This window comes from Leptospira ainlahdjerensis (genome assembly GCF_016919175.1).
Classification (GTDB): Bacteria; Spirochaetota; Leptospiria; order Leptospirales; family Leptospiraceae; genus Leptospira; species Leptospira ainlahdjerensis.
Genome location: NZ_JAFFPU010000074.1, coordinates 40,635 through 63,600 on the forward strand (window position 1 = coordinate 40,635; position 22,966 = coordinate 63,600).

The following is a 22,966-nucleotide window of genomic DNA, read 5'->3' on the forward strand; positions in this document are numbered from 1 at the left end:
GAAGGATTTTTCCGTTTCCATTCTTAGAGAGAAGAAATCGCTTCCGCGAGATCTAATTTTCCCTCGTATAACGCCTTCCCTGTGATCACTCCGAAGAGAGGAATTTTGGTATCGAGAGAAGAAAGATCCATAAGATCCTTGAGAGAAGAAATTCCCCCAGACGCAATGACTTGAAAAGGAAAAGAATTCAGAATTTCGCGGTATGCTTCCAAATTTGGCCCGGCTAGAGTTCCATCCTGCGCTATGTCCGTAAAAACAATGTGTTCGATTCCGGCTTTTACAAGACGTTCCATAAGCTCCCGGTAATGAACACCGGAATCTTTTTCCCAACCTGCAATTTTTACGATCCCATCTCGAGCGTCCACGGCAACTACGACTCGATCCTTGCCGTAAGTCTCAAGCGCAAATTTGAGAAGATCCGGATCGCTCACTGCTGCGGTCCCGATGATAAAACGATCGATTCCGATTTTATCATAGTATTCTAATTTTTCCCTATCTCGGATTCCGCCGCCAAGCTGAACTTTCAGAGAAGTGGTTTCTCGGATCTTTAAGATAGAACGTTCGTTTATGCCGATTTGATTTCGAGCTCCGTTGAGATCGACCAAATGAAGCAAAGACGCCCCATTCTTACTAAAACCTTCGGCTAGTTTCCAAGGTTCGGAAGAATAGATTTTCTTTTCCTCGTAATTACCTTTGAACAAACGAACTGCACAATTATCTAATAAGTCGATAGCGGGGATGATGATCATACAGATTGAATGAAATTCTCCAAAAGTTTAAGTCCGTGAGTGTGCGATTTTTCGGGATGGAACTGAGTACCGAAAATGTTATTTTTTTCAACAACCGCCGGAAATTTTTCCTGATAATAATCGCAGAGTCCTGTGATCGCGTTTCCTTCCGCGTCCGTAGGCCGATACGAATGGATAAAATAAAAAAATGACTGATCCGGAATTCCTTTCAAAAGAATACTTTTATCCTTCTTACGAAACTGAAGACGATTCCAACCGATATGAGGAACTTTAAAATCCTTACCGTGAAATTTTCGAATTTTTCCTTTGATATAACCTAAACCTTCGATCTGATCCTTCTTTGTATCTTGCGCGATTTCTTCCGAGGATTCAAATAGAATCTGAAAACCTATACAAATGCCAAAAAGAGGTTTTCCTGCGTTGACGTGTTTATCAATCGTATCTCGCAGACCAGTGGCGTTTAGATTCTCCATCGCTTTGTCAAAATGTCCGTCGCCGGGAAGAATCAACGCTTTCGAGTTTTCAATCGTAGCACGATCATTGGTAAATATAAAGTCTTTTGTATAAAGGGAGACGGCTTTGATGCAAGAATGGATGTTTCCCATTCCATAATCCAGAATTGCAATCACTCAAGAACTCCCTTTGTGGAAGGAATTGTTCCTGCCGACGCAGAATCTTGGGCAATCGCCATTCTCAAGGCCTTTCCAAGAGCCTTGAAGATCGACTCGTGGATATGATGTCTGTTGTCACCGTAGTGAACAACGACGTGAAGATTCATCTTTGCGTTGAGAGCGAGTTTTTGTAAGAATTCTAAAGATAACTCTGCGTCGTAAATTCCGAACTTTCCCGTTAGTTCGGGACCGGTATATTTGAAAAAATAACGACCTCCAAGGTCCACAGCGACGGTAGTCAACACCTCATCCATCGTAAGAGTGAAGTGTCCGTATCTAAAAATGCCCGCCTTATCACCAAGCTGCTTGTGGATGGTGTTGCCCATGAGAATTGCGGTGTCTTCCACGGAGTGATGGCAATCGATTTCAATATCTCCTCTCAACCAGAGATCAAGATCGATCAAACCGTGTTTGGAAATATGAGAAAGCATGTGCTCGAAAAAAGGAATCTCCGTATCAAATTGATACTTGCCGGTTCCGTGGAGATTCATCTCCAATTTGATTTCAGTCTCAGAGGTTTTGCGTTCTGCTTTCATTCTACCTGGATCATAGAATCCGAACGACCTCCGTGTCAATGAATTCCAAAATAATGGATGACGGAAAACCCGAGCCTTTCGAGATTGTAAGAGCAGTTTCTCACTGCATTCCACCTCGCCGAAGTGGCGGAATTGGTAGACGCACTGGCTTCAGGTGCCAGCGATCGCAAGGTCGTGGGGGTTCGAGTCCCTTCTTCGGCAAAAATTAATTTAACAATTCAACATGGACTCGAAGCTTTCGAGCGAGAGCATTTCAAGCGACCCATAGGGAGCGAAGAAATGCGATGTGAGTACATGGATGGACGAACACGCGAGAAAGACGCCCCGGAGCAAAGTCGAGCACGACGCGAGGCTGCATAGAGGGCGAGTCCCTTCTTCGGCAAAAATTAATTAATTGATTATTTTTCCTATAGCCGCTGAAAGAGTTGCAACTCCCAGCATACCACCAAGTATCCAACGAGTCTGTAGAACGATCGATTTATGAATATCACTGATTGACCTTTGTAATTCAATTCGAACATCCGAGATCTCTATTTTCATTTCGGTTCGAAGAATGGAAATCTCATCTTTCAATTCGGATTTTACTCCGGCAATTTCAGTTTTCAAATCCGCGACTTCAGATTTCATTTCGGTTCGAAGAATGGAAATCTCTTCTTTCAATTCGGATTTTACTCCGGCAATTTCAGTTCTCAAATCCGCGACTTCAGATTTCAATTCGGTTCGAAGAATGGAAATCTCATCTTTCAATTCGGATTTTACTCCGGCAATTTCAGTTTTCAAATCCGCAACCTCAGATTTCATTTCGGTTCGAAGACTGGAAATCTCTTCTTTCAATTCTGTCCTTACTTCCGCAACTTCACTCTTTAGCTCCGTTCGTAATTCTATAATTTCAGGTTTTAATTCTGCTCGAAGTTCTACGATTTCGATTCTTAATTCTTCTCTAAGTTTTGAAATTTCTTTACTAAGGTTGGCGTTATCCGTTTTGAGTTCAGATCTAAGCTCCGCGATTTCAATCTTTACCTCAGCGCGAAAATTTGAAATTTCACCTTGAATATGGGTAACTTCGATGTTGAGTTCATAGCGCAATTTTTCGAGCTCGGCGGAAACGCTTGTTTTCAATGCTTCTATACTTAAAAAAACATTTCTGCTCTCGGAAAGAATGCTCGTTTCCAATAGATTTGCGGACGACTCGAGTGTGGATGTTTTGGAAGCCATAAAAGCGTCGTTCAAAAAAACCACAAATTGATCCGTTCCTTCCGGACCCAAAAGTTCTTCTAACTTGCGTGGAATTCTATGGATCAAATCCATTCCCATATTTGCACCTTCCTCTCTTTTGAGTTCAAGCTCATTTTTTCCTTCTCCACAATACGGTTCCGGAAATCGAAAGAAACGTTTCCTAAAGGTTAATTTTTTATCTTATTTTAGAAAAAATGAATCTTTGCTTGAGAATTTTTAGATCTCTTGATCGCTCTATGAATTGAAAGAATCCATTCGAATTCTAGTTTTCTTTTTGGTTTATTGCACTCATCTTTTGAAAGTAGGAATTCTCATTCCGTCTCTGAAATGAATGTCAGAAAAAGAAAAATTCGAATTCTTTGATTCAAGAGAATATTTATCTCCTTATAAAAAGAATAGATTATACTCTTACCCTTTTAAGGTCAGAATCAAAACTTTGAAATAGGAAATTCTACTTTTTTCATTCAATTCTTAAATGAATGGAAAAGAACTTGCTAACCTGAAAACGAGAACAATTCGTTTTTCACTCAATACTTTTCTTGAATTTCTCCCATGAAATCTGTAAATGGAACCTGGCCGTTTCTGCGGCGGAGATTTGCTTTGATTTCAAAGAAAACAATAAAGAATACGAAAGTTATAAATAGCGAATCAGGGAAAAATTCCTCTCTTTTGGATCCCAGAAAAGAGCCTTCTCAGCGGCGATCGATTGATCGCGTTCAGAAAATTTTAGACGTTGTGGCTATTTTATTGGAACGAAACGGCGCTGAAGCGATCACCACGAATATGATTGCTCAAGAAGCGGAAATTCCAATCGGATCTTTGTATCAATACTTTCCGAATAAACACGCGGTTTTGAATGCAGTCGGTCAAAGACATCTGGAAAGAGTCAATCAGATGCTTTCTGAAATTTTTCAATCCAATCTTTCGGGGAGAAATTGGGAAGAACTGATCGACCTCGTAATTGATTCTTTTGCCAATTTTTATCTGACCGAACCGGGATTCGCGCCGCTTTGGTCCTCCATGAAACAGGATCCTGAGCTAATAGAAATTGATAGGGAAAACAATCTAAAAATTTCCGAAAACGTTTCACGAATTCTTTCTCAGTTTCAAGTTGATCCTGCGGAAAATAATATCATCTCAAGAATTATCGTGGAAGTAACGGATGCGATTTTGAACCGTTGGATACGCGAGCAAAAAGATAAGGAATTTTCAAGCAGAATGATTATCGAATTGAAAATCATTCTGAAATCCTATCTGTCTCGATATTTTCCCGGAGGAAAAGAAATACTTTGATTCGGATTCTTCTTTTTGAATTTCCTTTAACTACTTTTTTTGTTTTTTTGATGACCGCGACTTTTTTTCTGGTGAATATTTTTTTACCGGAACATTTAATCCGTCAATATTTCCTGAATCATCCGGGACATATCCAGCCGATTTCTTGGATCGGAGCGGTATTCTATCACGGAAACATCTTTCATCTTTTTGGAAATATGTTTTATCTTTTTTTTCTCGGAAGAGCCGTAGAACACAAGGCCGGAAAAGGGAGATGGCTCCTTTTCTTTTTTATGGCCGCTTTGATTTCTTCACTTTTGGATTCTTTTATTCGAGGAATTATATTACACGACTCGACTCCGGTAGTCGGCGCCTCCGGAGCGATCTCCGGAATTGCGGCGGTGGCCGCGCTACTTTCTCCGTTCTCATTACGTTTTAATCAGAAGAATATTCCCTTTCCCGTCTTTCTTGTCGCGTGGATCATGGTTTACTCGGATATAACAAATGTTTTTAACGATGATGGAGTCGCTCGTTGGGCGCATTTAGGCGGATTTATTTCCGTCATCTTTGCTGCGTATTTTTTAAAACCAACGGAACGAAAACAACTTCATTCCGGTTTTATTCTAAACTTAATATTTATCGTCCTAACTTTAATCTTAGCGTTTTTCTATTCCAATCGTTAAGTTCCAAATCCGACAATCACAAACGAGATTCCTATAATTATCTAAGAATCTCGTCTTGCCTCTTTCGTCGGATCCGCCCGCAAAATAGGAATCCAAGATAAAAATGATTGTCAGCAATGAAAAATTATAAGCCCCTGTATGGAAACTCGGAGAATGAATCGTCCTTGAGCAAACACGGCTTCTTTCAAATCACTCAAAAATTATTCCTAAGAAAGGGAGACGACTTGTTGATTCTTAGAGATAGAAAATCGGGTCTTGGGGATTTACCGGGCGGAAGAATGAACGAAGACGAATTCTACCAAGATTGGAAACTGAGTATGGAGCGCGAAATCGAAGAAGAATTAGGTTCCGAAGTTCAAATCCGAGTTTCTTCAAAACCTCTTTTCGTTCATAAACACCGGGTCAACGAGGGGAACGTTCCGTGTATCATCATCGCCTACCACGCGAATTTTTTAGGCGGAGAGATTCAACTTTCCGACGAACACGACTACATAGCTTGGGAAAACGTTCGCTCCTATGATCCCAGTCCGCTGTTTTCGGAATATATGCTCGATGCGGTCAATCTCTATCTCAAGGAATACGCATCTTTAGTCTATTAGAGAAAAAGAATATGACTCCATTTTGGAAAAATACAATCGCGTCCTTAATCTTGATTCCTATTTTTTTAGGAATCGCTTTCATATTTTCCGGTAAAGAAATTTCCTCGGAACAATACGCAGCACTCAAACGGAAGGAATATCAGATCCTTACCGCCGGATACGACAGAAACGCCGGTAATATTCTTGTGATTCAACCGGAATGGCGACTCGAAGATTTTTCTTCCGAAGAGAGATTTTTGAAATCTTTCGAAAATCCCATCAAACAAGCTAAACAAAAAGGGCTGATTAAAAAAAATACGTTAGTCGTTCTTCCCTCTCATACCGGAAGTTTTTTGTATTTTCTAAATGCGCGCCGGGAAGTTTTTTCGGCGCCAAATTTAGAAAGGGCCTTTTTTCTTTTAAGTCTTGAAATCCGATTTAAAAATTGGATCGGACTGATTACGGGACAAAAGACGGATCCTTATTCCAAAATTTCATCCACCTATCAAAGAATTTTTTCAAATCTTTCCAGAACTTATGGAATTTATCTTTTACCGGGTTCGATCCTTTTGCCCGGCGCGAGGCTGGAAGATGGAAATTTGACTTCGAATTCGGAAGGGGAATGGAAAGAATTCGCATTTCTTTTTGAACCGGACGGAAAAATCGCCAAAGAATTTTTATCTCACAATCCTTCGGAAATTTGGAAAAAAGATCTTTCCAAGTTTACGGAAAATAATTTTTCTTCTTTGGAAGAGGATGACCGATCGCTGATTACCTTTCAATTTCCATTTGCAAGATTCGGCATTTTTTATTTGGAAGAATTCAAAAATCCCGAATTTCAGGATAAAATTAAAAAAACTTTCGTTTCCAGGATCATCGCGATTGGAGAAGAATCTTCCGAAACTTTTCTGAAAGAATGGGCTACAAAATCCAATTTTGAATCTACGATTCGAGTAATTCCTTCGGGTTCCTTGATCGATCAAGAATACGAAGGCGGGAGTTATGTGAAGACAAGATACGGAGCTCCGACTCCGGGTGTGAATAGCAGAGAACCTCTGATTCTCAACCTATTCTTATAGACTTTATTTGCTTCGAACTTCTTCGTAGAGTTTCCAAATACTCCAATCCTCCGGCTGAAAGTCGAGTTTACTCAGGATCAATAAGCCGGGTTCGGTTTCACAGACGATTCGATCGTCCCCGGAAAGATAAGCTCTTTCGCAAAGGATTGGGAGATTCTGACTTTTTTTCAAAGGGCCCCAAAGATGAACCTTTCCCGAATAACCGGAAAGAAACTCGTTCTTCTTTGCTAATTTCCAAGGATAGATTTCTTTTCTGCTCACGGTGAAAAGTTTTGTGATCGCGGGTTTGCCCTTAGAGGAAAAATTAATTCTTCGCAAATGTAATTTCCCGATTTCACCGCCGATATAATAAGCGCTTTCTCCGTTTCCATAATAAAGAATCGGACTCAAAATATCCTTATCGATTTTTTCAGCGGTTTTTTGTGTGGGATGAAACCAGTAGAGATTGTAAGAGCCTGCGTTTCCGGAAAAAATCAAAAAAGAATTTCCGGATGGATACATCAGAGAACGTGTTTTTAGATTCGGAAACGGAGAAACGATCTTTTCTTTATTCAAGACTAAAACCGGCTTTCTCGGTTCTACCGTTTTTTCTTCATAAAGATTGTCATCGACGAAGTAATAGATTTTAGATCCGTCGGGAAGAATCGATCCCCGATTCTTACAAGAAACTTGAGCGCCTGCCTCGTAAGAAAGACTGGAATCTTTTAATGATATCGCAACGTATCGACAACCGCCCGAAGCTTGCATCGGATATTCGACCAACGCATAATTCGCGTTTTGCGAAAGGGATAAGTTGGAAGGAATCTGATCCAAACTTCTCGAATTATTTTCACCCGCAGAAAGATCCTGATAGAATATTTTTTGATCTTCCGTCCAGACCAACTTCAATCGATCATTTGAAAACTCGATTACCCTTGAAGAATCGGGAGCTTCGGAAGAAAGAATCTCGTCCCTGTCTTTCGGGGATTGAAGTTTCTCCTTTAACTTATCAGCTGCCTTTTCGTATTTTTCCTGCTCTACCAACTCTTGGATTTCTTCAATAAAAGTTTCGTGACTGCTTTTGCAGAAATGAAAAAAAGAAACCGTAAACAAAATCAAAATCGTATTCTTAAGGAAAAACGCTTTCAATCTGATTTTATCTTTCAAAATGGATTCAATATTCATAATATACTTCAGTTTCTCTTTGGATTCTATTCTTCGATTTTGTTTGTAAATTCGAATTCTTTTTGAAAAAGTTCGGTCGCCCTTCTTCCCGTGGTTTTTGTATCCAAAAACGAAATTCCTCCGTTCAAGATCGCACCCAAATAAGGAAGCCATCCATATCTCGAAGAAGAACTTCCATTTTTACGAAACAACTTCCAACCGAGATGAAAGCCGATGGAACGAAGAATTTCCAAAGAAGCGGGTCTTACGAGAACTCGACTTCCCACGTCTCGGACGATCGAACGAATTAAGGCGTGGTTCGTATCCGGAAAGATACAATAACTCATAATCTCTGGAGAGACTTGAGATTCTTTTCCGTAAAGGGCTGCGATATCTTTTACAAGATGACCTTGGATTCTGTAGAACAGGATCATTTCAGGCAATAAGGTAAGATATCCCAAGTGCATCTTGGGAATCGAAAGACCGGCGCTTACGGCTCCGGCTCGAATTGCGGCCTTCTGAACGCATTCTTGGATGAAATCGCTCGGATCGCCCACGGTTTTACCGAAAGGACTGCGGTATCCCCTGAGGTCGGTCAGTAAGGTTAAGAATTTTTCAGAAAAAGCTTCTGCGACGGAAATATGGTTTTCCATAGAGTGGGTTGATTTACAAAGGAAAGGTCGAGTTCATTCAATGATAGATAGACTTGAAAAAATACAAGAAAAATACCTTCGGATCAGTGAAGAGTTAAATCTGGCGAAAGATCCCTCCTCGCTCAAGAATCTTTATAAAGAAAGATCGCGTCTGACACCTCTCTATCTCAAGGTAGAAGAATATCTCAAACTTACAAAAGATAAAAAAGACGCCGAAGAATTGATTCAGTCCGAAAAGGACGAAGAAATGCACCAGATGCTCAAGGAAGAAATTCGGCAAGCGGGTGAGAAACTCGAACAACTCGAAAAAGAACTCGAAATTCTACTTTTACCTCCGGATCCGAATTCCGGTAAAAATATCCTCATCGAAATCAGAGCCGGGACTGGAGGGGAAGAAGCCGGTCTTTTCGTGGCCGATCTTTTTAGAATGTATTCCCGATTTGCGGATAAGAACAAAATCAAAACCGAAATCATAGATTCTTCGCCAACCGGGATCGGTGGCTTGAAAGAAATTATTTTTGCTTTGGAAGACGATCGGGCTTACGACCTTTTTAGATTCGAAGGCGGAACACATCGAGTGCAAAGAATCCCGAGCACCGAATCGGGAGGAAGAATCCATACGAGCGCCGTAACCGTTGCGGTTCTCCCCGAAGCCGACGCCGAAGAAGTCGAGATCAATGAGAACGATCTTAGAATCGACGTTTATCGTTCCTCCGGGGCTGGTGGTCAGCACGTAAACACGACCGACTCAGCGGTTAGAATCACTCACATTCCGACCGGAGTTGTAGTCGCTTGCCAAGATGAAAAATCGCAGCATAAAAACAAGGCCAAGGCTTTGAGAATTTTGAGCGCGAGAATTCTTGAAAAACAAGCGGAAGATAAAAAACAAGCTTCCGACGCGATCAAAAAACAAATGATCGGAAGCGGAGATCGTTCTGAAAGAGTACGAACCTATAACTTTCCTCAGGGAAGATGTACGGACCATAGAATCGGATTTACGAGTCACAATTTATCCGCCATCATGGAAGGCGACTTGGACGAACTCATCGGCGCGCTTACGGAAGAAGATCGAATTCGAAAAATTTCAGAAACACAGCCAAGTTAAAGAACTAAATCTTAGAATTTTACAGGTTGATAAATCACGGATCGATCTCGAACTGGAATTAGAGAAATGTTAAAAGAAATCAGCGAACCTCATAGAACTCTCTGCGGAGAGAGAATCCCGTTCGAAAACATTCATGCGGTTTCCGTGAGCCTACCTCACCTAACGGACGTTATAGGCTACGAGGAAAAAAGAACCGAAACCCTTTCCCGATTAAAGTCCGGTTATCCGAGGTTCGTAGCACATTCTTATATCGCTCGGATTCTGGACTACAACAAGGAGAATCGAAAGATTTCCACTCCTCAGTTCATCGTATCTTCCCGAAAAGCGGCAGAGGCGATCGTTCAGAAATTCTCCATTCAAGAATTTGAAATCATTGAAGACGAAGGAATCGTAACCTTAGTCATTCCGAATCTCAAAGATTTAGAAAAAGAAATTCTATCTTTTATTCAGCACACGGGATGTCTCGCTTCGTCGAGAAAAGCGGAAGACTTTCTTTTAAAAAAAGGAATTCTTCAGGAAATTTTTCGAGAGAATGTGGAAAGGGAAAATCCTGTAGAAAAAATCATTTCGACGTTATCCTCCTTTTATCCGAATCTAAATCCGGAAATTTTTCTTTCCTCTTCGGGTATGAACGGAGTTTATACCGTCTTTGAAGCGCTTAATCAAATTCAAACAAAACAAAATAAAACGATTTGGATCCGTCTCGGCTGGTTGTATGTGGATAACATCCGCATCATGGAAAAATATACGAAAGATTCTTACGTGATTCATAATGCGACGGACTTGGAAGATCTGGAACAGTTTCTGAATGAGAACAGCGATCGTGTCGCGGGAATCATCACCGAATGCCCGACCAATCCTCTTCTTTTGGTTCCTGATTACCCTAGACTCAAATCGATCGTGGATCAGTATGAAATTCCGTTGATCGCGGATATTTCTATCGCAGGCTCCGCGGTCATCAATGTTCTTCCCTATGTGGACGTGATCGTAGAAAGCCTTACAAAGTTTGCTTGTGGAAACGCGGATTTGATGATGGGGGCTCTGATCTTAAATCGAAAGTCTCATTGGTTTCAGGAAATTCTTCCCGTCTGCAAGGAATCGGTGGAAATTCCTTATATTCGCGATTGCGAAAGACTCGCGTATGAAATCAAAGGATACGAGGAACGAGTCCTAAAAATCAGTTCGAACGTAAAAAAGTTAGCGGAATTTTTTTCCAAACAACCCGGAATTAAAAACGTTTTTTGGACCGGCTCTTCCGAGTCCTCGGAAAATTTTTCAAAGATAACAAGAATTCCGGAAATTCAAGCCGGAGTTTTATCCATCGAGCTTTCGATTCCATTGGAAACGTTTTACGATCGATTGGCGTTGCTAAAGGGCCCGAGTTTCGGAACCGAATTCACATTAAACATGCTTTATGTTTATTTGGCTCACTACGAATTGGTGACCAAAAAAGAAGGACTTGAATTTTTAAAAGAAAACGGATTGGATCCGAATCTAATCCGGATCTCCGTTGGAATCGAAGACCCGGACCTTTTGATTCAGGAATACAAAAAGGCTCTCGAGATCTAAGCCCTCGCCCCTGCGGGAACCCCACTTGTAGAAGCCGAACGTCCTTTGAGATGGAAAATTCCCTTATAAAAAACAAAAAGAATTCCAAATTTAGAAATTCCTAATATATAAAGCATTCCGAGTGCGACGACACTTCCGAGAATCCATCCGAGTGCGTGGATAATCAAACTGGAGAGAATCGCGAGCCCGAGCGCACCGATAAAAACGGAACCGAAAAAATAAACGATTCTTTGAATCGGACTTCCTTTTCCTTCTTTCGCTTCCTGTTCGAGAGAAACGCCTTGAATTTCAAGACCTTCTTCCAACCATCTGGACATTATGACGATCATAATTGGAATCATAATCACACCCATGACATACAACGTGATCGCGACATCGGAAGTTAACCAAGAAAGCGCCGTATTCCAAGACCAGTTGTTAAGGTATTCTTCACGAGTTGCTGAAAAAAATCTTTTGTAACCTTCTCCATCCCAACCGTGAACAAGAATAAAAAACATTCCAAAATAGCCCAACATCACTTGTAAAAAACCGAAGAAAACTTTGGATTTTTCAAGAAGTTTCCAAACGATCCAGAAGGCGAGAATTCCTTGCGAAACATTTGTAAAACCGAAAAGAGTAACCAACCAACCCGGCATCGATTTATCCAAGGCCTGCATGGTTTCCCAATTGGTAAATTGCCAAACGAGATAAAGCCCAGAAGGTCCGAACACGAGAGAAAGGAAAAGCACGTTGATCAGAAAATACGTAGTCTTCCAAAAGGGAGTTTTTTCATTCTTCCCTCCGACCTCTGTCAGAGCCTCTGCGGGTGAAGAATCCGGCGAGGTTTGAATTTTTTTAATCTGACGGGAAGCCGCCATTGCAAAGCCTGCGCCCAATCCGTAGGCCCAGAAAACATCGACTTGAACCATTTTCAATTCTCCTGTTTCGTTATTTTAAAATTAGAATGACATATCATTCAGTTTTTTCAATTAAAAAAAAGTAGAAACTCCTGCTTTTTCAAATACAAGAATTTCACGAACTGGCCCTCATTCCGTCCAGCATCAAGTCCGGAACGGCTTTCATCCAACGAATCGCGTATTCTTGGTTCGATTTGTGGGAAATGGACTGACGAATCCCTTCAAACATCATGGAATTGATCGCTTTGGAAGCGACGTCGGTATCCAAATTCTTTCTTAAAAAACCCTTTTTTACGCCGTTGATCAAATAAAACTCAGTGACCTTTGCGGAAAGATCGTAAGTTTTTTTGATTTTCGTCGAAATGGAATCGTCGATGCCCTGGGTTTCAAAAAAGAAAACCTGACCGACTCGAACATCTTTTCCAAAAAGTTCAAACAAACCGACGCCGATCTCTCCAATCTGTGATCTGTATTCTTCCAAAGAATTGGATTGATCGGGACTTTGTTTTGAGATCACCTCCGAAAGTCCTTTCTGAATCTGATCAAGAAGTGCGTGTAGGATATCCAATTTATTCTTAAAATAACGATAACAAGTTCCGTGCCCGATATCCAATTTCCCCGCGATGTCCGCAATTCCTGCGGAGTGATAGCCTTTTTTCGAAAAGATATCCAAGGCCGCGTCCAAAATTTCTTCTCTTCGAGCCTGAATTTTTTCTTCTTTTTTCATACTTGGGTAAGAATGTTTTGGGCCGGAGTTTTTTTTGTAAACCAGAAGATTCTTAGATGAGATCCACGCTCAAAGGAACTAAGATCGTAAACCGAGTTCCTTTTTTAGAATCGGAGGAAAAATCGATTTTTCCTTTCAGCTGTCTTACGAGAATATTTACGAGTTTCAAACCGAGTGAAGTGGAATCGTCAAGATCAAATCCGAGAGGCATTCCAATTCCATTGTCTTCGATTTTGAGCTCTAAGTTTTCGTTTTTCTTCGAGAGAGAAATTTTCAACTCGGGTAAATCGATGGCGGAAACTTCGGAAGGAAACGCATACTTTAGAGAATTGGAAACCAATTCGTTTAATATCAAGCCGATTGGAATCGCTCTGTTAACGCTGATATCTAAGGATTCAAGTTGGGTAATCAGCCGAATCGAATCCGCTTTTCCGTAGACTTGAAAAAGTTGGTTTAAGAGTTTTTCAATATATATGGAATACTGAATTTTTCCCAGGTTCTCAGATTGATATAACTCTTCGTGAATCATCGACATCGTTCGAAGTCGATTCTGGCTTTCCTTAAAAACCGAAAGACTTTCCTTATCGTGAACATAGTCCGATTGCATAGACAAAAGCGATGAAATCACCTGAAGATTATTCTTTACCCGGTGATGAATTTCCTTGAGCATCACTTCCTTCTCTTCTAAGGAAAGTTGTAGTTTTCTTTCCGTGGATTTGATCTCCGTGAAGTCGAGCATAGTTACGATCACGCTGGAAAGAGAAATTTCGAATCCCGGCGGAACGGACCATCGAATCTTAATATCCAACCGTGTATTGTCTTGAACTCGAAATCCGACTTCTACTTCATAAAAATAGGATTCTTCTCGGATTTTACGAAGAACCCTTCGAAATACTTTAAAATTATCCTGACTAAAAAAACGTTTCCAGTTCTTAAATACGTCTTCAAAAGAAGACACTCGAAGTAGATTCACCGTTTCCTGATTGACGCCGATGATCCGGATCGAATCAAAACAGAGTTGAACAAAATCGGGATTTTTCTCCACGTAATCCGTGAAAACATCTCCATACAATTCTTTCGGAAGTCCGTCCAATACACGTTTGAGTTCGGAATAATCCGCTTCGATAATTGCCACGGGAAGATGTTCGAACAACCCCATATATCGGGTCTGACTTTTTTCCAAAGCAGCCTTTGCTTCGTTCTTATCGAGTATTTCCTCTCTGAGAATTTCGTTCGCTTTAAGAAGTTCACGGGTTCTTTCTTTCACCTTTCCTTCCAGACTTTGGTGGGAAATTCTCAGCTGATTTTCGGCTTCTTTTCTTTCGTTTACAATACTTGCTACGAGCAAACTCGTTATCGAAAGAACGGCGACAAAGAATTGAAGTAGAATATAAGAAGCATTCATCGTCTCAGCATAGAATTGAGGAGATCCTGAAATAGTTCCTAAAATTGCGATTACGGAGGAAAGGACTACAGCCAGACTGCTCGCCCTTTCCCCGAGACGAAACGCGGACCATAAAATCAAAGGAATTAGAATATGGCCCAACGGATAACTAAAGGAAACGATCGGAGTAACCAGATCGAAAGAAACAAGAGAAAAAAACACGATCAACAAAAGTAAGGTTAACGATTCTAAAAAATCGAAAAGCTTCGGAACCTTGTATTCTCCTCGAAACCAAAAAAGAATAAAAGGAGCGCCAATATAAACCCCGAGCGTATCACCCGCCCACCAAGTCAACCAACTTTGACGCAAACCCGATGATTCGATTTGCCCGAAGAAATACATCGTTGCCACGGAACCGGTCGAGCTGATAGTGCAAACGAGCGCTTCAAGCGATATGAATAAAAGAACGAAATACGTGCGATTCGAGAGTTTAATACCGGGAATTTTTTTTGTTAATACAACTTTGCCTACATAACTCTGAAGCGCCGAAAAAAAGCCGATAGAAACGCTGAGAAATAAATTTTTGTTCGGATCGATCCAAATTTCCGAGAATAAATCCGTGCCTGAATTGGAAAGAAAAGACGCTATAAAAACGCCGACGATAGTGTAGTTTCCAAAAATAAGAGTTAAACCAAGCGCCGCTCCGGATGCCGGCCAGATTGCAGAAGCGTATCCGGGATAAATCGCCGTATTTCTTCCGATTTGGGCGAGAACATAATAGGCCGCTCCGGAGAATAAAATGGTTCCTGAGATTCTTATGATTGCTTTGAAACGAAGAGACAAAATCATCAATCCTAATTAGGTTTGCTCTAAAATGAGAATCGAAGAACTCCTATTCTCTGACCAGCCTTTTATGATTTTCGACGAAGGATTCCATCCTTCCGGAAAGATTCTCTTTCGTAACCCAATCACCACAATAAAGGCATTTACTTCAAAAGAAATCGAATCGTCGCTTCGGGAAATCCAACTCTATATTCAAAAAGGGTTTTACGTCGCCGGATTTATTTCTTACGAATCCGGGGAAATTCTTTCGGGAATGAATCAAAAAGATTTTGAAACGGATTTTCCATTTTTATACTTCGGCGTTTTTCATGAACCGGAAATTCTTCCAAAAATGGAGGAGGCCGTTTCAAAAAGTTTCGGATTTCATATTTCATCCTTACCGAATCGGAAGAAATATTTTGAAAATCTAAAATTCATTCGTGAAAAACTTTTCCAAGGAGAAATCTATCAAATCAATTATACCGATAGAATCCTTTTCGACTTTGAGGGCGATATATTATCATTTTATAATGCAATTTTCAATCGTCAACCCGTTCCATACGGATCTTGGATAAGAATTCCGGATTGGGACCTTCTTTCGTTTTCGCCGGAACTTTTTTTTGAAAAACAAGGACGGAGTATGATCACCAAACCGATGAAAGGCACTTCTCCCAGGGGAAAAACCGAATCGGAGGACGACAAAAACGTCGAATTTTTGAAAAACTCCGAGAAGGAAATTGCGGAGAATCTAATGATTACGGATTTGATGCGAAACGATCTTGGAAAAATCAGTCGTCAGGGAAGCGTTCATGTTCAGGAATTATTCTCTGTGGAAAAATACAAAACCATTCTCCAAATGACGAGTACGATCCGATCCGAACTTTCATTCGGAGTCGAAACACCCGACATTTTCAGAGAATTATTTCCGGGAGGTTCGATCACCGGGGCGCCGAAGCTCAGAGCGATGGAATTGATTCGGGAATTGGAAAAGCCGAGGGGGATTTACACCGGAGCAATCGGGATTTTTCGTCCGAATTCGGACGCCGTCTTTTCGATCGCGATTCGTACATTAGAAATTTCTCATGGGAAAGGAAAACTCGGAATCGGATCCGGGATCACATGGGACGCGGATCCTGAAAAGGAATGGCTTGAAATTTTAGAAAAGGCGAAATTCTTTTCCGAAGCGCCAAAAAACTTTTTCTTATTCGAAACGATACTTTACAAAAATGGAATATTCTATTTTCAAAAGGAACATCGGATGAGAATGAAAACTTCGGCGGAAACCCTAGATTTTCCCTTCTCCGAGGATGAATGGGATTCTTGTCTGCAAAAGGTTCGCTCCGTTTGTAAAAGAACGAATTCTTATCGTATCAAAATTTGTTTGAATACAACCGGAAATTTTTATTTCGAACATTCGATTCTCTCTAACTTTCCCAAAAAAGGGAACTTACAAATCAGTTTAATCGAAATGGATTCTTCTTCCGAGTTTAGAAAACACAAGACTAACCTCAGAGATACTTACGATCGTGAAGGAACCCGATCTAGAAATTCTTCTTATTTGGACGTTCTATTTTTAAACGAAAAACGGGAGATAACGGAAGGAAGTATCACGAACGTCTTTTTGAAAATCGGAGATTCTTACTTTACTCCGCTTGGTTCTTCCGGAATTCTTCCTGGAATCTATCGCAATCGTCTTTTGAAACGAAAAGGTTTTTACGAACGTTCTCTTTCTCTGGAGGATCTTAAATCGGCCGAATCCGTTTTTCTTTGTAATTCGCTTCGGGGAATTTTGAGAGTTCATAAGATCGAAAGTTCTTCGAAAAATCCGCATTCAGAATCTAGTTGCGAAAATCCGCGGAAGTTCTAAGCTTTCGAGCATGAGAACCTTTTTGGGGATTTCCATTCCGGACGAAGTGAAAGAACAGCTAACTTCAATCTGTTACGGATTGCCCGATATCAAGTGGGTGCGGGAAGAGAATTTTCATATTACCTTGGTTTTTTTAGGGGAACAAGGTTCCGATGATATCGATCGCATCTCGGAATTCTGTTCCAGGATTTCACTTCCGGACTTCGACTTGAGGCTTCAGTCCGTGGGTTTTTTCGGAAAACAAAAATCGCCTTCGATTCTTTTTGCAAACGTGGAAAAAAACTCGAACTTACTCCAATTACAGAAAACTCTGGATTCCGGTCTTCGAAAACGAGGTTTTAACCCGGAACGTCAAGAATACCATCCCCACGTTACGATTGGGAGATTCAAAAATGCGAACGGAGAACGAATATCTCTTTACTTGGAAGAATTCACCGGCTTTTCCTCTTCGCGTTTTCCTGTTTTAGAATTTCATATCTACTCCTCCAAATCGTCCTCGGACGGACCGATTTATACGATTGAAGAATCCTTTTCACTTCTTCCGTCTTACAGGGATTATGGGAAAACACTTTGAAAGACTTTTCCGACTTTTTTAGAAATCCACACGTCTGGGACCGTGAGATCGTCGCGGTCGGTGGCGATCTTTCCCCCGAAAGACTTCTTTATGCTTATAAGAATGGAATCTTTCCTTGGTCCGATCAGCCTATCCTTTGGTATTGTCTGGATCCTCGCGGAATTTTTGATCTCAATCAATTGCATATTTCAAAACGTGTAAAACGTAAAATCAACCAGAAGAAATATACGATTACTTTCAACAGAGCATTCGAACAAGTTATGCGTTGTTGCGCCTATCGACCGGGTGAAGAAACCTGGATTACCGAACTTTTTATCAAAGGTTACAACGAGTTTCACAAACTCGGCTACGCGCATTCAGTCGAAGTCTGGGATGAGAACGGGAAACTCGGAGGCGGAGTCTACGGAGTTGCCATCGGCAACTTTTTTGCAGGCGAGTCGATGTTCTCCTTCGTGCCGGATTTCGGAAAAATCGGATTGTATCATTTATTTGAGGCGCTCAAAAAAGATGGGTTTTTTCTTTTCGATACTCAGCAGCTAAACATCGTTACTCTGGGACTCGGTGCGTATCAAATTCCAAAAAAAGAATATCTCCGAAGACTGGAACCCGCCGTTGCTTCGGGAAAAAAATGGTCCCCTCCTCATTCCATTCTTTAAAAAAAACGTATTTACTTTTTTCGGAAGGATGTTGCACTTCTCAGAATCAATCATTCTATTCAATAGGAAACTTTAAAATGACCCTTTTTAAGAAAATTCTTGCCCAACTTTTGATCGCTTCAATGGCGCTAACTGGATTTGCAGGACTCGTTGCAGAAGAACCTGCCGCTGAAACACCGACTACTCAGACTGAAACTCCGAAAGAAACTAAGTCTGAAAAGAAAGGAAAAAAAGCTAAGAAATCCAAAAAGGCGAAAAAGGCAAAGAAATCTAAGAAAAAATCCAAGAAGGAAAAAGCAGAAACTAAAAAAGAAGAATCTGCCCCAGCAACTGAATCCTCTTCTACTCCTGCAGGAGAAGAGCAATAATCACTGCTTCCCGTCTATCTCTTCCGAGGTAGACGGTCCTTTCTTTTCCTCGTTTTTGCACTGCACCCTCTCCTCTCTCACCTGAAAATTTGGTTGACTCATTCCTTTTTTCTCTTAGCTTTATTCAGCCTTTAACCTACCGGAAATCATTCCGGTAAAACTCATTAAAGAGGAATTGGAAATGTATAAAAACCTCGCGGATATGTTAATACAATCCACCGAGAAATTTGGAGATCGACCCGTATTTTGGAGCAAAGGAGAGGATAAAGAATTCCATCCTACTTCTTACAAACAGCTTTATGATATGGGAATTGCACTCGCTGAAGCTTTGATCCATTTAGGATTGAAGGCGAGAGAGCACGTTGCCGTATTAGCGGACAACCGACTCGAATGGATGGTCGCGGATTATGCCGTTCAGTTTTCCGGTGCAGCTAACGTACCGAGAGGAACTGATGTTACTGAATCTGAATTGGAATATATTCTAAACCATTCGGAGGCAAAAATCGTTTTTATCGAAAACGATAAGATGCTCGAAAAGTTTAACAAGGTTAAATCCAAAATTCCTAAAATTGAATCGATCATAATTATGGATAAAGCCTCCACTGCAAAAGGAAAGAATATCCATAAGATTTACGACTTGATCGAAGAAGGAAAAGAACTCAGAGCGAAAGGCGGAAGAAAAGCTGAAAAAAGAATCGAGGAAATTAAACCCGACGATCTTTTTACCCTTATCTATACATCCGGAACCACTGGAATGCCGAAAGGTGTGATGCTCATGCACTCCAACATGATTCACCAAATGATTTATGTTGTTCCGATGCTTTTGACGGATATCAAACCTTCAGACAGTATGCTTTCTATATTACCGATTTGGCATATATTCGAAAGAGTAAACGAATATGGTGCTATTTCGAGCGGAATTCAGACTTATTACACCAAAGTATCGGATCTGAAAAACGATCTAGCAAAAGCAAAACCGTCTTTTATGGCTTCCGCTCCTCGTGTTTGGGAAAGTGTTTACACTGGAATTTACAACAAAGTAAACGATCCAAAACAAACACCTCCCGTAAGAAGAGCCTTGTTCAAGTTGGCGTATTTCTTTTCAAAACATTACAACGCTTCTCTCAGATTCTTAAAAGGACTAGAAGTGGATTATGAAAACAGAAATATTTTCAAATCCTTAGCGATTGGAATCAAATCCCTGATTCTCGTGCTTCTGATGGGTCCGTTTACCGTAAGTGCGATGGCAATTTTGGCGTATTTGACACTGCCGGCCTACGGAGTTCAAGTGCCAAGTGGGCTCTTGTTTACGATCGCCGGTCTTGGTTTGATCTTTAACGCAAAAACTTTGGATGCGATCGTCCTTTCCAAGATCCGCGCCGCTACCGGCGGAAGACTGAAAGGATCTATGTCGGGCGGGGGCGCTCTGCAATCGCACGTGGATAACTTCTTCAACGACATTGGAATGCTCGTTCTCGAGGGTTATGGAATGACGGAAACTTCTCCCGTAATTTCCGTTCGCCCTTTCGTGAAGCCGATCATTGGATCCGTTGGTTTCTTGGTGCCCAAATCGGAATTGATGATCAAAGATGATAATGGACATGTTCTAACTCACATCAACGACAAGTACGAAGTCCTTGCCGGAAAGTTAGGACAGAAAGGAGTTGTCTTTGTAAAAGGGCCTCAGGTAATGAAAGGTTATTTTAAGAATCCTGAAGTTACCAAGAAGACCATTGTAGACGGCTGGATGAACACCGGAGATATCGGGTTTATCAACTACAAGAAGACTCTCACGCTGACGGGAAGAGCAAAAGACACCGTAGTTCTTCTTGGGGGAGAAAACGTGGAACCGGTTCCAATCGAGAATAAAATGGACGAATCACCTTTTATTAAACAATCGATGGTAATCGGTCAGGACCAGAAAGTTCTTGGTGCAATCATCGTGCCGGACGTGGATCAGTTGACCGAATGGTGCAAGGAAAATGGAATCGATGTTTCCCAAGTGGAAGAATTGATCAAACATCCTAAGGTTATAGACTTCTACAAAAAGGAAGTTCGTAGCTATAACAGCACAAAAACCGGATTCAAATCTTTTGAGCAGGTTCAACACGTGATTCTCACTAAAAAACCTTTTGAAGTGGGAGACGAATTGACCAACCTTCTCAAAATGAAACGTCACGTGATCACGGAAAAATACAGCAAAGAAATCAAAAAGGTCTACGACAAAGACTGATTTTAAAATTCTCTTTCTTATAAAAAAGCCTGAAGTAAAACTTTGCTTCAGGCTTTTTTTGTCAGGACAGCCGATCAAGGTAGAATTCTATACAAGTCAAACCCATTACTAAAAAGTATTTAAAACACGCTCCCCTTATGTTTTGTAAATATAGCTAACTTTCGATCGATCTGCAATCGACTTTATCGAGAACGTCGAGTCGAACGCAAAATTCTTATCAAAGGAGGTCTTACAAAAACGAGAAATTCTAATTCTCCTTCTAAAGTGAAAATAGAATTCGAACTCCTGAAAAAATCTCTTCCCCTTCTTCTAAAATAGCCGGATCATGCAATGTCAAAATTTTCGTTCCTTTGCGGTTTAGGATCTGAACGTATTCGAGAAAGTCCCGATTCCTTTTGATTGAAAACGCGGCGACTTTGGGAAGTCCGATTCCATTTTTACATTCTTGAATGAGATAACATTCGTCGCCGGTTATCAAAAACTGATTTTCGGAAGAAGCGATCCATTCTAACGCTTGAGAACCGGGAGTATGTCCGCCGGTAAATAAAAGCCTCATTCCAGGAACAACCGAATAGGGTCCGTTAAAGGAATGAAGCCGGTTTTGATTTTTTAATCCGCTTAGATAGGCAGATTGTTTCGGAAAATAAGACTGCTTTTCCAAAATATCAAAATCATGATTTTGAATATGAATTCTTGCCGATTGGAAAAGAGAAATTGCACCAGCGTGATCAAAATGAAAATGCGTGAGAACGATATCCGAAATATCTTTCGGATCGATACCACATCTTTTCAATAGATCTTCGGGGCTCTCAAAGGAAACAAAGCCGAATTTTTTTCTGTAAGAATCGTTCACAAATCCCGAATCCACAAGGATGTTCTTTCCGGGAATTCTTATCAGATAGAACAAAAAGACGATCTCTCGACTCCCGTCGCCCTCTTCCACGTTTAAAAATTGATTCGGATATGAACTTCGTCCATAAGAGAAAACATAAAGGCCGTAACTCGACTTACAGTTTTTTGAAAATGTCCGAGAGGAAAAATCCCGATTCTGATCTCCGGCACCGACACAAAAAACGGAAAAACAAAAAAGAAAAAAAACGATCCAAGTTCCTTTCATTTGAGAATTTCGGAAGGACTACTTTTGATTTCCGAAAAACCTTTTTGTAATTGAGTTCTAAATTGCATTAGAATTCCCTTATGAAGATGTCCCGGCAAAAGCATCCATTGCTGAAGATTCTTTAAAGACTGAACGTTGTAGTGCAATGGATAATCCACGGGAATTTTTTCTCCGTCCGGAGATCCGTATTCTTCTTTGGTTCCGTTTTGCATCGTTCTTAAAACGATTCCTTTGTCGTCCGTAGGTAAGCTTAAAAGATTATCTCGAAAACCCGGAGTGTAAGAAAAGTAATCTTCGATGTTAGAAAGATAAACAACTCGAATCGGAACATTCAAACGTGATGCTCTTTCTGAAACTGATCTCATACTTTTGTCAGCGTTGATGTCCCCCTTTAAGATTTGGATTCTTCCTTGAAGAACCATGTTTCGGATGTAGTTATATTCTTCTTTGGAATGAATAAACGTCTTAAGTCCGAATTTTTGAGAAGTCCGATCCAGTTCATTCCATCTTTGCGGAATATCCGATTTTCCTCGGTGCGCGACTTCCCAAGCCTCTCGAATGAGATTCCATTCAGGATCATTACCCCATTCTTTTTTTAATAATTCATAGGAAGAATTTTTATTCTTCCGAGACCAAAGCTCTCGGTAAGAATCCGGATCTAACGCCAACTTAAAAAATAGTAAATGAATTCGATTGATGATGCAAATCGTGTAATCAAAATCCATGAGCCAAGCATATTTGCTTTTGGCCCAAATGATAAACGTAAAGTTTTGATCAGTTCCCGCTCCGAGATAGCCGCCTTCTACGTTTTCAATATACGGTTTAAAAAGATCGATCCTCAGCTCGTTCGAAGCCGGATAGTGCCTGCCGCCAAGGTCCTTAGAATCAAAATCGTCGGTGATCAAAGGAACGAGAAAAAATTTTTCTTTCTCGTTCAAAGGAGGTACATCCCAAGGATCTCTGGGAGGGGGAGCTTTGCAGAATGAAGTAAAGACGAGCAATCCCGATAAAAACATCGGGATTATTTTATTATGAAACATAAACCTGG

The 22,966-nt window shown here is 40.8% G+C and carries 21 protein-coding genes, 1 tRNA gene and 1 pseudogene; 12 read left to right on the forward strand and 11 right to left on the reverse strand.

All coding sequences use genetic code 11. The features are described 5' to 3' along the window. Nucleotides 1–23: 23 nt before the first annotated feature. The 3 genes from hisA to hisB are packed head-to-tail and all read right to left on the reverse strand — an operon-like array spanning nucleotide 24 to nucleotide 1,956. Nucleotides 24–749, reverse strand: a complete 726-nt coding sequence (gene hisA, locus JWG45_RS18245; protein ID WP_205281055.1) for a 1-(5-phosphoribosyl)-5-[(5-phosphoribosylamino)methylideneamino]imidazole-4-carboxamide isomerase — start codon at nucleotides 747–749, stop codon at nucleotides 24–26. After that, a complete protein-coding gene (gene hisH / locus JWG45_RS18250) occupies nucleotides 746–1,378 on the reverse strand; it encodes an imidazole glycerol phosphate synthase subunit HisH (protein ID WP_205281056.1) in 633 nt (210 codons plus the stop codon). Before hisH ends, hisA begins: the two co-directional genes overlap by 4 nt. Beyond that, nucleotides 1,375–1,956 (reverse strand): imidazoleglycerol-phosphate dehydratase HisB, encoded by a 582-nt coding sequence (gene hisB, locus JWG45_RS18255; protein ID WP_408611654.1) that lies wholly within the window; start codon nucleotides 1,954–1,956, stop codon nucleotides 1,375–1,377. Before hisB ends, hisH begins: the two co-directional genes overlap by 4 nt. Nucleotides 1,957–2,073: 117 nt before the next feature. Here hisB and JWG45_RS18260 point away from each other — a divergent pair. Next, nucleotides 2,074–2,157: transfer RNA gene (locus JWG45_RS18260), tRNA-Leu, on the forward strand. 189 nt (nucleotides 2,158–2,346) lie between these two features. Here the strand turns inward: JWG45_RS18260 and JWG45_RS18265 are convergent. Beyond that, on the reverse strand, nucleotides 2,347–3,264 hold the full coding sequence (locus JWG45_RS18265; protein WP_332476751.1) for an LA_3696 family protein: 918 nt from the start codon (nucleotides 3,262–3,264) through the stop codon (nucleotides 2,347–2,349). Between the two features lie 528 nt (nucleotides 3,265–3,792). On the opposite strand from JWG45_RS18265, the pseudogene JWG45_RS18270 reads away from it, so the two are divergent. From JWG45_RS18270 to JWG45_RS18285, 4 genes and pseudogenes are all read left to right on the forward strand, one after another. Continuing rightward, a pseudogene (locus JWG45_RS18270) lies at nucleotides 3,793–4,504 on the forward strand (TetR/AcrR family transcriptional regulator). Next, a complete protein-coding gene (locus JWG45_RS18275; RefSeq protein ID WP_205281060.1) occupies nucleotides 4,482–5,147 on the forward strand; it encodes a rhomboid family intramembrane serine protease in 666 nt (221 codons plus the stop codon). Before JWG45_RS18270 ends, JWG45_RS18275 begins: the two are co-directional and overlap by 23 nt. Before the next feature lie 164 nt (nucleotides 5,148–5,311). Then, on the forward strand, nucleotides 5,312–5,746 hold the full coding sequence (locus JWG45_RS18280) for an NUDIX hydrolase (protein WP_205281114.1): 435 nt from the start codon (nucleotides 5,312–5,314) through the stop codon (nucleotides 5,744–5,746). Nucleotides 5,747–5,757: 11 nt separating this feature from the next. Beyond that, complete coding sequence (locus JWG45_RS18285; RefSeq protein WP_205281061.1) at nucleotides 5,758–6,804, forward strand: carbon-nitrogen hydrolase family protein; 1,047 nt, start codon at nucleotides 5,758–5,760, stop codon at nucleotides 6,802–6,804. Nucleotides 6,805–6,807: 3 nt separating this feature from the next. Here the strand turns inward: JWG45_RS18285 and JWG45_RS18290 are convergent, their stop codons facing one another. Beyond that, complete coding sequence (locus JWG45_RS18290) at nucleotides 6,808–7,968, reverse strand: hypothetical protein (RefSeq protein ID WP_205281062.1); 1,161 nt, start codon at nucleotides 7,966–7,968, stop codon at nucleotides 6,808–6,810. A 26-nt stretch (nucleotides 7,969–7,994) separates the two neighbouring features. Beyond that, nucleotides 7,995–8,600 carry a hypothetical protein gene (locus JWG45_RS18295; RefSeq protein ID WP_205281063.1) on the reverse strand — a complete coding sequence of 202 codons (606 nt, stop codon included), beginning with the start codon at nucleotides 8,598–8,600 and terminating at the stop codon, nucleotides 7,995–7,997. Nucleotides 8,601–8,640: 40 nt separating this feature from the next. Between JWG45_RS18295 and prfA the strand changes: the two genes are divergently transcribed. Both prfA and JWG45_RS18305 read left to right on the forward strand, forming a co-directional pair. Further along, nucleotides 8,641–9,705: a peptide chain release factor 1 gene (gene prfA / locus JWG45_RS18300; protein WP_205281064.1), complete on the forward strand. Its 1,065-nt coding sequence runs from the start codon at nucleotides 8,641–8,643 to the stop codon at nucleotides 9,703–9,705. Between the two features lie 66 nt (nucleotides 9,706–9,771). After that, nucleotides 9,772–11,274 carry a PLP-dependent transferase gene (locus JWG45_RS18305; protein ID WP_205281065.1) on the forward strand — a complete coding sequence of 501 codons (1,503 nt, stop codon included), beginning with the start codon at nucleotides 9,772–9,774 and terminating at the stop codon, nucleotides 11,272–11,274. Here the strand turns inward: JWG45_RS18305 and JWG45_RS18310 are convergent. The 3 genes from JWG45_RS18310 to JWG45_RS18320 all read right to left on the reverse strand — a co-directional run bounded on the left by JWG45_RS18310 (nucleotide 11,271) and on the right by JWG45_RS18320 (nucleotide 15,124). Then, nucleotides 11,271–12,182 carry a hypothetical protein gene (locus tag JWG45_RS18310; protein WP_205281066.1) on the reverse strand — a complete coding sequence of 304 codons (912 nt, stop codon included), beginning with the start codon at nucleotides 12,180–12,182 and terminating at the stop codon, nucleotides 11,271–11,273. The genes JWG45_RS18305 and JWG45_RS18310 overlap by 4 nt on opposite strands. Nucleotides 12,183–12,285: 103 nt before the next feature. Further along, complete coding sequence (locus JWG45_RS18315; RefSeq protein ID WP_205281067.1) at nucleotides 12,286–12,897, reverse strand: TetR/AcrR family transcriptional regulator; 612 nt, start codon at nucleotides 12,895–12,897, stop codon at nucleotides 12,286–12,288. Between the two features lie 52 nt (nucleotides 12,898–12,949). Then, entirely contained in the window at nucleotides 12,950–15,124 is a 2,175-nt protein-coding gene (locus JWG45_RS18320; protein WP_205281068.1) for an MASE1 domain-containing protein, read from the reverse strand. A gap of 31 nt (nucleotides 15,125–15,155) precedes the next feature. On the opposite strand from JWG45_RS18320, the gene pabB reads away from it, so the two are divergent. The 5 genes from pabB (at nucleotide 15,156) to JWG45_RS18345 (ending at nucleotide 20,801) form a co-directional block, all read left to right on the forward strand. Continuing rightward, complete coding sequence (pabB, locus tag JWG45_RS18325) at nucleotides 15,156–16,970, forward strand: aminodeoxychorismate synthase component I (RefSeq protein ID WP_205281069.1); 1,815 nt, start codon at nucleotides 15,156–15,158, stop codon at nucleotides 16,968–16,970. Between the two features lie 10 nt (nucleotides 16,971–16,980). Continuing rightward, the gene (gene thpR, locus JWG45_RS18330) at nucleotides 16,981–17,544 is read left to right on the forward strand and encodes an RNA 2',3'-cyclic phosphodiesterase (protein ID WP_205281070.1); all 564 of its coding nucleotides are present in this window, start codon (nucleotides 16,981–16,983) and stop codon (nucleotides 17,542–17,544) included. Further along, nucleotides 17,541–18,200 (forward strand): leucyl/phenylalanyl-tRNA--protein transferase, encoded by a 660-nt coding sequence (gene aat / locus JWG45_RS18335; protein WP_205281071.1) that lies wholly within the window; start codon nucleotides 17,541–17,543, stop codon nucleotides 18,198–18,200. The genes thpR and aat overlap by 4 nt, the downstream gene beginning before the upstream one ends. A 77-nt stretch (nucleotides 18,201–18,277) precedes the next feature. Further along, nucleotides 18,278–18,568: a hypothetical protein gene (locus JWG45_RS18340; RefSeq protein ID WP_205281072.1), complete on the forward strand. Its 291-nt coding sequence runs from the start codon at nucleotides 18,278–18,280 to the stop codon at nucleotides 18,566–18,568. A gap of 181 nt (nucleotides 18,569–18,749) precedes the next feature. Then, nucleotides 18,750–20,801 (forward strand): AMP-dependent synthetase/ligase, encoded by a 2,052-nt coding sequence (locus JWG45_RS18345; RefSeq protein WP_205281073.1) that lies wholly within the window; start codon nucleotides 18,750–18,752, stop codon nucleotides 20,799–20,801. A gap of 259 nt (nucleotides 20,802–21,060) precedes the next feature. Here the strand turns inward: JWG45_RS18345 and JWG45_RS18350 are convergent, their stop codons facing one another. After that, nucleotides 21,061–21,903, reverse strand: a complete 843-nt coding sequence (locus JWG45_RS18350; RefSeq protein ID WP_408611655.1) for an N-acyl homoserine lactonase family protein — start codon at nucleotides 21,901–21,903, stop codon at nucleotides 21,061–21,063. An 11-nt stretch (nucleotides 21,904–21,914) separates the two neighbouring features. After that, nucleotides 21,915–22,958, reverse strand: a complete 1,044-nt coding sequence (locus JWG45_RS18355) for an LIC_10091 family lipoprotein (RefSeq protein WP_205281075.1) — start codon at nucleotides 22,956–22,958, stop codon at nucleotides 21,915–21,917. Nucleotides 22,959–22,966: the final 8 nt, after the last annotated feature.